The organism is Agromyces sp. 3263 (assembly GCF_031456545.1).
Lineage (GTDB): Bacteria > Actinomycetota > Actinomycetes > Actinomycetales > Microbacteriaceae > Agromyces.
In genome coordinates, this window is sequence record NZ_JAVDUV010000001.1 from 637,523 (window position 1) to 650,914 (window position 13,392).

10 protein-coding genes are annotated in these 13,392 nt (G+C 72.1%); 5 read left to right on the top strand and 5 right to left on the bottom strand.

From position 1 onward, the window contains the following. Nucleotides 1–24: 24 nt before the first annotated feature. The 4 genes from J2X63_RS02855 to J2X63_RS02870 form a co-directional block, all read right to left on the bottom strand. On the bottom strand, nucleotides 25–1,044 hold the full coding sequence (locus J2X63_RS02855; protein WP_309973691.1) for a LacI family DNA-binding transcriptional regulator: 1,020 nt from the start codon (nucleotides 1,042–1,044) through the stop codon (nucleotides 25–27). Nucleotides 1,045–1,102: 58 nt separating this feature from the next. Then, a complete protein-coding gene (locus J2X63_RS02860) occupies nucleotides 1,103–1,999 on the bottom strand; it encodes a phosphatase PAP2 family protein (RefSeq protein ID WP_309973693.1) in 897 nt (298 codons plus the stop codon). 138 nt (nucleotides 2,000–2,137) lie between these two features. After that, nucleotides 2,138–3,412 carry a multidrug effflux MFS transporter gene (locus tag J2X63_RS02865; protein WP_309973695.1) on the bottom strand — a complete coding sequence of 425 codons (1,275 nt, stop codon included), beginning with the start codon at nucleotides 3,410–3,412 and terminating at the stop codon, nucleotides 2,138–2,140. A gap of 196 nt (nucleotides 3,413–3,608) precedes the next feature. Beyond that, nucleotides 3,609–4,799 carry an ROK family transcriptional regulator gene (locus J2X63_RS02870; protein ID WP_309973697.1) on the bottom strand — a complete coding sequence of 397 codons (1,191 nt, stop codon included), beginning with the start codon at nucleotides 4,797–4,799 and terminating at the stop codon, nucleotides 3,609–3,611. 144 nt (nucleotides 4,800–4,943) lie between these two features. On the opposite strand from J2X63_RS02870, the gene J2X63_RS02875 reads away from it, so the two are divergent. The 5 genes from J2X63_RS02875 to J2X63_RS02895 are packed head-to-tail and all read left to right on the top strand — an operon-like array spanning nucleotide 4,944 to nucleotide 12,208. Beyond that, nucleotides 4,944–6,239, top strand: coding sequence for an extracellular solute-binding protein (locus J2X63_RS02875; protein ID WP_309973699.1), 1,296 nt, complete (start codon nucleotides 4,944–4,946; stop codon nucleotides 6,237–6,239). Nucleotides 6,240–6,253: 14 nt separating this feature from the next. Then, the gene (locus tag J2X63_RS02880) at nucleotides 6,254–7,291 is read left to right on the top strand and encodes a sugar ABC transporter permease (protein WP_309973701.1); all 1,038 of its coding nucleotides are present in this window, start codon (nucleotides 6,254–6,256) and stop codon (nucleotides 7,289–7,291) included. Next, complete coding sequence (locus tag J2X63_RS02885) at nucleotides 7,288–8,157, top strand: carbohydrate ABC transporter permease (protein ID WP_309973703.1); 870 nt, start codon at nucleotides 7,288–7,290, stop codon at nucleotides 8,155–8,157. The genes J2X63_RS02880 and J2X63_RS02885 overlap by 4 nt, the downstream gene beginning before the upstream one ends. Then, on the top strand, nucleotides 8,154–10,559 hold the full coding sequence (locus J2X63_RS02890) for a glycoside hydrolase family 3 N-terminal domain-containing protein (protein ID WP_309973705.1): 2,406 nt from the start codon (nucleotides 8,154–8,156) through the stop codon (nucleotides 10,557–10,559). The genes J2X63_RS02885 and J2X63_RS02890 overlap by 4 nt, the downstream gene beginning before the upstream one ends. Then, nucleotides 10,556–12,208 (top strand): family 43 glycosylhydrolase, encoded by a 1,653-nt coding sequence (locus J2X63_RS02895; protein ID WP_309973707.1) that lies wholly within the window; start codon nucleotides 10,556–10,558, stop codon nucleotides 12,206–12,208. The genes J2X63_RS02890 and J2X63_RS02895 overlap by 4 nt, the downstream gene beginning before the upstream one ends. 52 nt (nucleotides 12,209–12,260) lie before the next feature. Here the strand turns inward: J2X63_RS02895 and J2X63_RS02900 are convergent, their stop codons facing one another. Next, entirely contained in the window at nucleotides 12,261–13,331 is a 1,071-nt protein-coding gene (locus J2X63_RS02900) for a LacI family DNA-binding transcriptional regulator (protein ID WP_309973709.1), read from the bottom strand. Nucleotides 13,332–13,392 lie beyond the last annotated feature (61 nt).

Sequence of the window (13,392 nt, forward strand, 5' to 3'; positions counted from 1 at the left end):
GAGACCGTGACGGACGGTCTTCGCTCACGCCGGACGCGGTCGCGCGGACTCGCGCTCGGCGATCGTGAAGTCCGCCAGGAGCAGTCGCGGAGGCCCCGCCTCGTCAGCTCCCTCGATGCGCTGCAGGAGCGTCCTTACCGCCGTGCGGGCGATCCACTCCCGCCCGGGGTCGACCGTCGTGAGCGACGGGATCGTGTAGCGCGCCTCGTCGAGGTCGTCGAACCCGATCACGGCGACATCCTCGGGCACGCGGCGTCCCGACTCCTGCAGGGCGCGCATCGCACCCAGCGCGAGCGTGTCGTTGAGGCCGAAGACCGCGTCGAAGTCCACGCCGCGGTCGAGCAGCTCGTGCAGGCACCTGGCGCCGTTCGACCGATGCCAGAGTGTGGTGTAGCCGATGATCGACTCGTCGAACGGCACGCCCGCGGCATCCAGCGCCTCGCGATAGCCGCGCAGGCGCAGGCCCGCAGAACCGATGACCTCGCCCTCGTGCGCGCCGATGACGGCGATGCGGCGCCGGCCCGACTCGAGCAGCAGCTGCGTGGCTGCGCGGGCCGCCTCCACGTTCTGCATCGTCACGTGGTCGGCCGGGCCGTCGAAGATGCGCTCGCCGAGGACGACGAGCGGGTACGGCACCTCGAGCCGCTCGACGTCCTCCTGCCCCATGCCGAGCGGGCTGAAGATCAGCCCGTCGGTCATCTTCAGGCGCGGGCTGCGCAGCAGCTCGATCTCGCGGTCGCGGTCTCCGCCGGTCTGCTCGACGAGCACCACGACCCCGGCCTCCTCGGCCGCCTCGATGACGGATGCCGCGAGCTCGGCGAAGTAGCTGAGGCCCAGGTCGGGCACCGCGAGCGCGATCGCGCCGGTGCGGCCCGACCGCAGGCTGCGGGCGGTGAGGTTCGGCGTGTAGCCGAGCTCGGCGACGGCCGCCTCCACGCGCGCCCGGGTGGCCGGACGGATGTGCGGATAGTCGTTGATGACGTTCGACACCGTCTTGATGGAGACGCCGGCGAGCTTCGCGACATCGTGCAGCGTCGACGCCATGGACGGCCTCCTCGATTCCTGAGCGACAACTCTACAACGTTGTACTCGCGGGCGACGGTCAGGCCGCGGTGTCGCGAGGCCGTGCGGGTGGCGTCACGTGCGCCTGCGCCCGCTCGGCGTTGCGCTTGGACACGCGGGCGATCCACGCGAGGCGCTCGCGCTCGAGCGGCGTCGCGAAGACCGCCCAGAGCACGAGGGCGGCGCCCGCACCCACGAGGAGTCCGCCCAGCGTGTCCGAGAGCCAGTGCGCGCCCAGATACGTGCGGCTCACGGCCATCAGCACGGTGTACGCCGCGCCGCTGATCCACACCCAGACGATCGGCACGATCACCCCGATCGCCACCGCGATCGTCGCCGCATTCGCCACATGCCCCGACGGGAATGAGCCGAAGTCCGAGTGCACGAGGATGTCCTCGGGCCGCGCCCGGCCGAAGAGGTTCTTCAGCAGCTGCACGGCACCCGCGCTCGCGATCGACGCGACGATGAAGTACAGCGCGCCCCACGGCCTTCGGCAGATGAGGAGCACCACCGCCGTGACGATCGGCACGACGAAGACGCCGAAGACCCCGCCACCCAGGTCGTTCATGAAGAAGGCGAAGATGTCGCCGACCGGTCCGCGCGCCTCGAACAGCTCCTCGGCCCACTCCTCGTCGAACTCGAAGGGCAGTCCGTCGAAGCGCGCCATGATCACGAGGCCCAGGAGTGCGGCCATGACGACCGCGACGATCCCGGCCACGAGCGGCACGCGTCGCCCGAGCCGGCGGGCCCGCGCCTCCCGCTGCACGGGATGCAGGTCGTCGACGGCGGCCGGCGTCTCGTCGTGGCCGGCGGCCTCGGCCTCGGTGTCGGGCGCCTCCGCCTCGGGGGCGTCCACTTCGGCCGCGTCGACGTCGCGCGCTGACGTGTCGAGCGCGTCGGCGGGTCGGCGGGTCGGCTCCTCGTCGCGGTCCGTCATCCGTCCACGCTAGCCAAGGTCTGCGCGATCGGATGCCGCGGCGCGCGCCCCTTGACATCGGCGGGCGTGGTCCGGTGCCGCGGCGCGGTCGAGCGACGGGCGGATGCCGCAGCAGGTCGCCGCGGCATCCGACGCCGGTCAGTCGCTGAGCGGCGGCACCGTCTTGGGCCGTACGAGTCCCCAGAGCGCGGCGATCGCCACCACGGCGGCGAGCGCCATGATGAGGGCCATCGGGCCCGCGCTGCCGACCCCCATGAGGCCGATCAGCGGCGAGATGACCCCGGCGAGGCCGAAGTTCAGCGCGCCGAGCAGCGACGCGGCGGTGCCGGCCTCGGCGCCGTGGTGCGCAAGGGCGAGCACCTGCACCGCGGGGAACGAGAACCCGCAGGCGAGGATGTAGAACCACAGCGGGATCGCCACGCCCCAGAAGCCGGCGTCGGCGCTGTCGAGCACGATGATCGCGACCGCCATCGCGAGGTGCACCATCGTCATGATCGCGAGGATCCACTGCGGCTGCACCGACCCGCGCATGAGGCGCGAGCTCGTCTGCACGCCGATGATGATGCCGATGGAGTTCACCGCGAACAGCAGTCCGTACTGCTGCGCGCTGAAGTGGTAGACCTCCTGGAACAGGAACGACGACGTCGAGAGGTAGCCGAAGAGGCCCGTGAACGTCATGCCGCCGACGATCGCCGCGCCGAGGTACACACGGTCGCGGAAGAGCGCCGCGTAGCGGTCGCGCAGCGTCGAGTGGCCCGAGACGTGGCGGCGGGACTCGGGCAGGGTCTCGACGATCAGGAACGCGACCGCGAGGAGCACCACGGCGCCGTAGATCGCGAGCACGACGAACACGCCGCGCCAGTCCATGACGTTGAGCAGCTGCGAGCCGATGACGGGTGCGAGCACCGGCGCGAGGCCGTTGACGAGCGCGAGCCGCGAGAGCATGCGCACGAGCGGCTTGCCGCCGAACAGGTCGCGCACCATCGCCATGGCGACCACGCCGCCGGCGGCCGCGCCGAAGCCCTGCAGCAGTCGGAACGCCATGAGCCAGGCGATGTCGGGCGCGAGCGCCGCCGCGACGGATGCCGCGATGTGCAGCGCGGTGGCGAGGATGAGCGGCAGGCGGCGACCGACCTTGTCGCTCCACGGGCCGACGATGAGCTGGCCGAGGCCGAAGCCGATCATGGTACCGGTGAGGGTGAGCTGCACCGCCGCGGCGTTGACGCCGAGCTCGGACTGGAGCACCGGGAACGCCGGCAGGTAGAGGTCGATCGTGAACGGCCCGAGCGCGGTGAGCGCGCCGAGCACGAGCACGTAGACGAGACGCTGGCGCCGGGAGAGGAGGTCACCGGGGTGCGCCGGCGCCGAGTAGTCGTCGGGCCGGATGATGGGGATGGAGGCGGTTGAGGACATGCTGATCCTGGGCGTGCTCGAGTGCGGCGGCGCACGCCCTCGGACGCCGGGAAACAGGAACGACGGCATCCACGCGGGATGCCGTCGTGAGGCGATCTCGGCCGTCGGGAGGCCTCGAATCGATTCGACTGTGAACGATTCTAGCGGATGCCTCCCCCCACCACGCAACGGGGAATACGCATCCCGAGCGCTTCGATCAGCCCTCCGAGAGGGGATCCGCGAGCAGCCGCTCGAACGCGAGCTCGGCGGCGCCGATCGCCAGCCGGTCCTCGCCGAGGGCGGCGATCCGGATGACGAGCTCCTCACCCGCGGCGGGCATCGCCTGCGCGGCGACCGCCGCGGCGAGCGCGTCGGGGTCGCTCTCGGCCACCGTGGCGAGGAACCCGCCGAGCACCACGAGCGACGGGTTCAGCACGTTGACGGCGTTGGCAAGCGCGGTCGACAGGATGCGGCGCTGCCGCGCGAGTTCGGCCGCGACCTCGGTCGCCTCGGGCGTGTCCGGCTCCGCGAGCGCGGCCGCGAGGGCCGACGCGAGCGTCGGCTCGTCGGCGGCGGGCAGCCCCACGACGGCGAGGAGGCGGGCGCGGCTCACCTCGTCCTCGAGCACGCCGCCCGTCGCGCGACGATCCTCGGCCGAGGGGATGCCGGGTCGGTTCTGGCCGAACTCGCCGGCGTAGCCGCCCGAGCCGCCGATCGGCTGCCCGTGCACGATGAGGCCGCCGCCGATGCCGCTCGCGCCGCCGTTCAGGTAGACGATGTCATCGACGCCGCGACCGGCTCCGAAGAGGTGCTCGGCCAGGGCGCCGAGGCTGGCGTCGTTGCCGACGAAGGCGGGCAGCCCGGTGGCCGCCTCGACGAGGGCGCGCAGCGGGGCATCCGTCCACTCCAGGTGCGGCGCCAGTCGGATGAGGCCGTCGGACGCCCGCACGAGTCCGGGCACCGCGAGGCCGACCGCGACCAACCGGCTGGAGCCGAGCACGTCGCCTCGCCAGCGCTCGATGGTGCGCCCCACGAGGTCGGCGGTCTCCTCCGGCGTGACGAGGTGGTCGACCTCGAGGCGCTCGCGCACGGCGATGCGGCCGTCGAGGCCGACCGCGGCGATCGTGACGGCGTCGACCTCGGGGTTCACGGTGACGGCCATCACGTCGGGGTGCGGAGCGACGACCGGCGAGGGCCGGCCGACGCGGTTGGTCGGGTCGGGCGCCCGCTCCTCCACGAGGCCAGCATCGACGAGCTCACCCGCGAGGGCGGCCACGGTGGAGCGGTTGAGGCCGGTCGCCGCGGTGAGGCGGGCGCGCGACAGCGGCCCCTCGAGGTGCACGAGCGCGAGGAGTTTCGAGAGGTTTCGACGGTGGACGCCGTCGAAGGTTCCGGGCCGGTCTGCCACGCGACCACTCTAGGGGCGGCCGGATCCGGCGTCCCAGCGGCGCGCCCAATTTGTTGCGCTTGACCCCAAATGCGAAGCCACGTACTATTCGAGGCGTCCAGATCACTTTCGACGTAGTCGTCGAAACTTTCGAGAGGTTCAAAGATGAACAGACGCAGCATGTCACGGCTCGTCACGCTGGGAGCCGTGGCCGCACTCGCCGTCGGCACCCTCGCCGGGTGCGCCGCGGGGGGTGACGACTCGGGCGACGGTTCGACCGAGCTGAGCTTCTGGCACAACTCCACCACCGGCCCCGGCAAGGCCTACTGGGAGCAGACCGCCAAGGACTTCGAGGCCGAGCACCCGGGCGTCGACATCAAGATCCAGTCCATCCAGAACGAGGACATGGACGGCAAGCTCCAGACCGCCCTGAACTCGGGTGATGCACCCGACATCTTCATGGCGCGCGGCGGCGGCAAGCTCGCGGCCGTCGTCGAGGCCGGCCAGGTGCAGGACCTCACCGACCAGCTCTCGGACGACACGAAGACCGCGCTCGGCGACGCCTCACTCGCCGCCCTCTCGGTCGACGACAAGATCTACGGCGTGCCGTCCTCGGTGCTGCCCGGCGGGATCTACTACAGCAAGGACCTGTTCGCCCAGGCCGGCATCACGGCGCCTCCCACCACCTTCGACGAGCTGAGCGAGGACGTCGACAAGCTCAAGGCCGCCGGCGTCGCCCCCATCGCGCTCGGCGCCAAGGACGCGTGGCCCGCCGCCCACTGGTACTACTTCTTCGTGCTGCGGGAGTGCTCGGAGGACGTCGTGGCCGCACTCGCGACCGACCCGAGCTTCTCCGACGAGTGCTTCCTGCGCGCGGGCCAGGACCTCGCGGACTTCGCCGCCACCGAGCCCTACAACGACGGCTTCCTCACCACCTCCGCGCAGCAGGGCGCCGGCTCGTCGGCCGGCCTGGTCGCCAACCACAAGGCCGCCATGGAGCTCATGGGCGCCTGGGACCCGGGAGTGATCGCCTCGCTCACGCCCGACGAGAAGCCGCTCCCCGACCTCGGCTGGTTCCCCTTCCCGGCCGTCGACGGCGGCGACGGCGGCGAGGGCGCGATGATGGGCGGCGTCGACGGCTACAGCTGCTACGTCGACGCACCCAAGGAGTGCGCCGAATTCCTCGAGTTCGCCTCGCAGAAGGCGCAGCAGGAGGCCTACGCCGACGCGTTCGTGACCCTGCCGGCGAACAAGGACGCACAGGGCGTCGTGACCGACCCGGCGCTGCAGGAGGTGCTCGCCTCGTACAACGACGCGCCGTACGTGTCCGTGTGGCTCGACACGCTGCTCGGCCAGAACGTCGGCAACGCACTGAACGTGGGCGTCGTCGACCTGCTCGCCGGCAAGGGTGACGCCCAGGGCATCGTCGACGCCGTCGAAGACGCCATCAAGAAGGGCTGAGAGGCTCTCGCACCATGAACGTTCGCACCAGCTCCCCCGCACCGAGGCGAGCCCCGGCGGACGACGTGCGGGCCGGGGACGAGCTCTCGTCCCCGGCCCTGCGCGGGGCCGGCGACGCGCCGGCCCCGGTCGCGCGTCGCAGCCGGCGCGACTGGCGGAAGGTCCTCGAGATCGCCGTGCTCGTCGGCCCGGCCCTCGTGATCTTCCTCGGCTTCGTCATCTTCCCGGTCGTCATGGCCGGCTACTACGGCTTCTTCAAGTGGAAGGGCTACGGCCCGCCCACCGACTTCATCGGCCTGCAGAACTACGTCACGATCTTCCAGGACCCCACGTTCCAGGAAGCCCTCTGGCACAACCTCGTCATCGTCGTGATGTCGCTCGTGCTGCAGGGCCCGGTGGCGTTGCTGCTCGCACTGCTGCTCAACCGTCCGATGCGCGGCCAGTCGCTGATCCGGGTGCTCATCTTCGTGCCCTACGTCATCGCCGAGGTCGTGGTCGGCACCGGCTGGAGCCTCATGCTCCAGTCCGACGGCGCGCTCAACGGCCTGCTCGACAAGGTCGGACTCGGCGCCTTCACCCAGGACTGGCTCTCGAACCCCGACCTCGCGATCTGGACGCTGCTGGGCATCATCACGTGGAAGTACGTCGGCTTCGCCGTCATCCTCTTCCTCGCCGGGCTCCAGGGCATCCCGCAGGAGCTCACCGAGGCCGCGCAGATCGACGGCGCCTCGTACTGGCAGATCCAGCGGCGCATCACGCTCCCGCTGCTCGGTCCGACCCTGCGCATCTGGGCGTTCCTGTCCATCATCGGCTCGCTGCAGCTGTTCGACCTCGTGTACATCATCTGGGGCCAGTACATCGCCTCGACCGCGGGCACCTCCACCATGGCGACCTACATGGTGGCCAACGGCCGCAACGCCGGCAACTACGGCTACGGCAACGCGGTCGCGGTCGTGCTCTTCCTCATCTCTCTCGTCGTCGCCCTCGTCTACCAGCGCTTCGTGCTGCGCCGAGACACGGCCGGCGCCCTCACCGAACGGAGCGAGCCATGACCGCCTCGGCCATCGCCATCCCACGGGCCAGACGACCGCGCAACGGCCGGCTGCCCTGGGGCAGCCCCGCGATCTACTTCGGCGCCCTCGTGGTCGTCGCGCTCATGCTGGCGCCGATCCTGTACATCATCATCGGCGGCTTCCGCACCAACGCGCAGATCACCGCGGACCCCTCGGGCATGCCCGACCCCTGGGTGACGAAGAACTACGCCGGGGTGCTCAGCAGCACGACCTTCTGGGGCGAGGTGGCCAACTCCACGGTGGCCGCCGTCGTCACGACGATCGGGGTCGTCGCCCTCGGCCTCATGGCGAGCTACGTGCTCGCGCGCTACCAGTTCAAGGCGCGCGGGCTCCTCTACGCGCTCTTCGCCGCGGGCCTGATGTTCCCGATGACCGTGGCCATCACGCCGCTGTACATCGTGGTGCGCAACCTCGGCCTGATGAACTCGCTGGCCGGCATCATCCTGCCCCAGATCGCCTTCGCCCTGCCGACGACGATCATCATCCTCGTGCCGTTCCTGCGCGCCATCCCCGACGAGATCGAGGAGGCCGCCTCCATCGACGGCGCCTCGCGGCTCGGGTTCTTCTGGCGCATGGTGGTGCCGCTGGCGCTGCCCGGCGTCATCACCGTCGGCATCCTCGCCTTCATCGCGAGCTGGAACAGCTACATCCTGCCGCTGTTCATCCTGAACAACGAGGACTCGTTCACCCTGCCGCTCGGCGTGCAGGCGTTCGCCTCGCAGTACTCGGTCGACACCGCCAAGGTGCTCGCCTTCACGTCGCTGTCGATGATCCCCGCCCTCATCTTCTTCAGCATCTTCGAGCGCCGCATCGTCGGCGGCCTCACCGGGGCGGTGAAGGGATGACCGAGCCGATGACGTCGATCCAGTCCACGACGACGGATGCCGCGTCGACGACGGATGCCGCGAGGGACCGCGTGACGACGGATGCCCCGTGGCGCGACCGGTCGCTGACCCCGACCGTCCGTGCGAGCGCCCTCATCGCCGAGCTCACCCTCGAGGAGAAGATCGCCCAGCTCTACGGCATCTGGATGGGGGCCTCGGCGGACGGCGCCGACGTGGCACCCCACCAGCACGAGATGACGGGCGACGTCGACCTCGATACCCTGCTCCCCAAGGGACTCGGCCAGGTCACCCGCGCCTTCGGCACCGCACCCGTCGACGCGGCGGTCGGCGCCCAGTCGCTCGCCCGGCTGCAGGAGCGCATCGTCGCGTCGAGCCGGTTCGGCATCCCGGCGCTCGTGCACGAGGAATGCCTCGCCGGCTTCGCCGCCCACGGCGCGACCGCCTATCCGGTGCCGCTGTCGTGGGGCGCCACCTTCGATCCCGGCCTCGTCGAGCAGATGGCCCGCCGGATCGGCGCCGACATGCGCTCGGTCGGCGTGCACCAGGGGCTCGCCCCGGTGCTCGACGTCGTGCGCGACGCCCGCTGGGGTCGCGTGGAGGAGACCATGGGCGAGGACCCGTACCTCGTCGGCACGGTCGGCACGGCGTACGTGCGCGGGCTCGAGGCATCCGGGATCGTGGCGACGCTCAAGCACTTCGTCGGGTACTCGGCGTCGCGGGCGGGCCGCAACCTGGCGCCCGTCTCCGTCGGGGCACGGGAGCTCGCCGACGTGCTGCTGCCGCCGTTCGAGATGGTGGTGCGCGAGGCGAAGCCGCGTTCGGTGATGAACGCCTACACCGACCTCGACGGCGTGCCCACGGCCGCCGACCGCGACCTGCTCACCGGACTCCTGCGGGAGACGTGGGGCTTCGACGGCACCGTCGTCGCCGACTACTTCTCGGTCGCGTTCCTGCAGACCCTGCACGGCACCGCCGGCGACCTCGGCGAGGCGGCCGCGGCCGCGCTCGAGGCCGGCATCGACGTGGAACTGCCCACCGTGCACGCCTTCGGCGAGCCGCTCGTGCGTGCCGTGGCCGACGGCCGCGTCGACGAGGCGGTCATCGACCGGGCCCTGCTGCGCGTGCTCGTGCAGAAGGTGGAGCTCGGCCTGCTCGACGACCCGGCGGCGCCGCCGGCGGCGAGCGCTGCCAAGGGCACGATCGACCTCGACCCCGCCGAGAACCGCGCGCTCGCCCGTCGCATCGCCGAGCAGGCGATCGTGCTGCTGCACAACGACGGCACGCTGCCCGTGGTCGCCCCTGCCCGCATCGCGGTGATCGGCCCGACCGCCGACGACCCGCTCGCGGTGCTCGGCTGCTACGCGTTCCCCACGCACGTCGGCGTGCACCACCCCGAGAGCGGCTTGGGCATCGAACTGCCCACGCTCGTCGAGGCCCTACGCGCGGAGTTCCCCGACAGCGAGATCACGCTGGCGCCCGGGACCTCGATCGACGGCGCGGAGATCGACGGCATCCCGCCCGCGGTCGAGCTCGCGGCATCCGCCGACCTCGTCGTGCTCGCGCTCGGGGACCGGGCCGGCCTCTTCGGCCGGGGCACCAGCGGTGAGGGCTGCGACGCCGAGAGCCTCGACCTGCCCGGCGCGCAGGGCGCACTGCTCGAGGCCGTGCTCGACGCCGGCACTCCCACCGTGCTCACGCTCCTCGCGGGCCGTCCGTATGTGCTCGGCACGGCGCCCGAGCGCGCTGCCGGCATCGTGCAGGCGTTCTTCCCGGGCGAGGAGGGCACCCGCGCCGTGGCGGCCATCCTCTCGGGACGGGTGAACCCGAGCGGGCGCCTGCCCGTGAGCGTGCCGGCCACGCCCGGTGCGCAGCCGTCGACCTACCTGGCGTCGACGCTCGCTCGCAGCAACGGCGTGTCGAACATCGACCCGACCGCGAGGTACCCCTTCGGACACGGGCTCGGCTACACGACGTTCGCCTGGCGCGACCTCGAGGTGACGGCGGGCGAGGCGTCCACCGACGGCGCGCTGCGGCTGTCGCTCACCGTGGAGAACACCGGCGACCGTGCCGGAGCCGAGATCGTGCAGCTGTACCTGCACGACCCCGTGGCCTCGGTGGTGCGACCGGTGCAGCGACTGATCGGGTTCGAGCGCGTGGAGCTGGGCCCCGGGGCATCCGTGCGCCTCGACGTCGAGGTGCCGGCCGAGCTCGCCTCGTTCACCGGCCGCGACGGTCGTCGCATCGTCGAACCCGGCTCGCTCGTGCTGGGCTTCGGGCGGTCGAGCTCCGACCTGGCGCTGCAGGCGACCGTCGAGCTCGTCGGGCCGGTGCGCGTCGTCGACCACACCCGCGCCCTGCACCCCGTGTGGTCGGCCCAGCCGATCGGCGCCGAATCGCCGTGACCGCGGCACGCAACCCGGTGCTGCCGGGATTCCACCCCGATCCCAGCATCTGCCGGGTGGGCGACGAGTTCTTCGTGGTGACCTCGACGTTCGAGTACTTCCCGGGGCTGCCCGTGCACCGCTCTCGCGACCTCGTCGAGTGGGAGCTCGTGGGCCACGCGGTGCACCGTGAGGAGCAGCTCGACCTGTCGTCCGTGGCGGCGTCGGGCGGGCTCTTCGCGCCGACGATCCGCCACCACGACGGCCGGTTCTTCGTGGCGTGCACCCTCGTCGGCGGCGAGGGCCGGCAGGGCAGCTTCGTGCTGACCGCGACGGATCCGGCGGGGCCGTGGTCGGATCCGGCCTGGATCGACGACGCCCCCGGCATCGACCCGTCGATCCTCTTCGACGACGACGGGCGCGCGTGGTGGTGCGGCACGCGGCTCGCCGATCCCGGCGACTGGCCCGAGCAGACCGAGGTCTGGGTGCGCGAGCTCGAGCTCGCCACGATGTCGCTCGTCGGCGACGAGCACGTCGTCTGGCACGGCGCGGTGGAGGGCGCGGTGTGGGCGGAGGGCCCGCATCTCTATCGCGGCATCGGCGACGCGGGCGATGACGTCCTGCTCCTCGCGAGCGAGGGCGGCACCGAGCGCCACCACGCCGTGAGCGCCGCGCGCGGCCCGAGCCCGATCGGACCCTTCACCGGGTCGCGGGCCAACCCGCTGCTCACCCACCGTCATCTCGGCGGCGGCGTCGACGTGGCGAACGTCGGGCATGCCGACCTCGTCGACGACGGACGCGGCGGGTGGTGGGCGACGGCGCTGGCGACGAGACGACGGCCCCTCCGCGACGGCGACGGGGCGCGAGTCGATGCGCTGCAGGGACGCGAGACGTGGCTCGTTCCCGTCGCGTTCGAGGACGGCTGGCCCGTCTTCGCGCCAGGATCCGGCCGGCTCGCCGACGAGGTCGAGGTTCCCTGGGCGGACGAGCCGGCCCCCGGCGCGAGCACCCTGGTCGATGACTTCGACAGCTCGACGCCGCATCCCGAACTGCTGCAGGTGCGCACCGCCCCGGAAGCGCTCCGTGCGCGGCTGGACGCGCGACCGGGATTCCTGCGCCTCTCCGCCGTGTCGCGCGGCCTCGAGCAGCCGGTTGCGCACGCCTTCGCGGGCTTCCGCCTCGAGCAGCCGGTCGCGACGCTCGCGACGGTCGTCGAGACGCCGGATGCCGCGTCGCCAGGCCTGCTCGCCGGGTTGGCGCTGCGGCTCACCGACGACCGGTTCGTCAGCCTGGGTGTGCGCTCGAGCAGCACGGGCAGCACGGACAGCGCGGACACCGCCCGCACGACCGGACGCGTGGTCGAGTTCGTCCTCCACGTCGACGGAGACGAGCGGGCGCTCGGCGTCGTGGACGTGCCCGCAGGCCGCGTCGGGCTCGTGCTCGAGATCGACGGCTTCGCGGCCGTCGCCCGGGCCGAGTCCGGTGAACGGCGCATCCCGGTCGGCACCGTCGACCTCTCGCCGCTGAGCCCGAGTGAGGGAGGCGGGTTCGTCGGCGTCGTCGGCGGGGTGTTCGTGGTCGGCGAGCCTGCGGCAGACGCACACGGCGCAGCGGCCGCGGCATGGGCCGACTTCGACCGGCTCAGCCTGGTCCACGCGCCGGCGCGCTGATGGCGCGGGTTCCGCGCGTTCCGCGGACCTCCGCGGCCGGCCGGGTCCTCCCCTAGCCCGCCGGCGGTGCCGTGCTCTCCCGCACGACGAGGCTCGTCGCGAGGTCCATGCGCGGGGTGGGCGCCGACCCGGTCGCCCCCGACGCGGCATCCGTCGCACCGTGCTCGTGGTCGAGCTCGTCGGCGAGCCGGATCGCGAGCCTGGCCGCCTCCTCCCCCATGCGGCGCAGTGGCTGGTGCACGGTCGTGAGCCGGGGTGTGAGCCAGCGCGCGAGCGGGATGTCGTCGTAGCCGACGATCGAGAGCTCCTCGGGCACCCGGATGCCGCGCTCGCGCGCCGCCTCCATGACCCCGAGCGCCTGCATGTCGCTGCCGGCGAAGATCGCGGTGGGCCGGTCGTCGCGGCCCAGCAGTTCGCGGGCGCGCTCCCGGCCGCCGCTCACGTGGAAGTCGCCGAACCGGATCCAGTCGGGATCGATGGCGAGACCCGCGGAGTTCATCGCCGAGCGGTAGCCGTCGACCCGGGCGAGCGAGCACATCATGTCCTCGGGGCCGGTGATCGCGGCGATGCGCGTATGGCCGAGCTCGATGAGGTGCCGCGTGGCCGCGAGCCCGCCCGACCAGTTCGCCGAGCCCACCGACGGCGCATCGGGCGACGGGTCGCCGGCGGGGTCGACGATGACGAACGGGATCGCCCGCGAGTGCAGGCGCTCCCGGTACTCGGGCGCGAGCTCGGAGAACACCAGGACGATGGCGACCGGGCGACGGCGCATGACGCCCTCGATCCAGTCGGGGTCGGGCGCGTGCCGGCTGCCGCTCACGGTGAGCACGACGCTGAGCCCGTGCTCCTTGGCCACCTGCTCGACGCCGCCGATGACCTCCATCGACCAGATCGGGTCGAGCTCGTGGAAGACGAGCTCGATGAGCTCGGCACGCGACTCGGAACGGCCGCCGCCGCGGCGCCGATAGCCGCGATCGGCGAGGAGCTGCTCGACGCGGGCGCGGGTGGGCGGCGAGACATCCGCCCGGCCGTTCAGCACCTTCGAGATCGTGGACAGCGAGACGCCCGCCTCCTCGGCCACGCTCGCGAGCGTGACACGGCCGTCTGCGGCATCCGTTTCCATGTTTCGAATTCTAGGCCCGAAAGTTGCGACGGGACCGATGCCGTGGAAGCGCGCCGCGCGA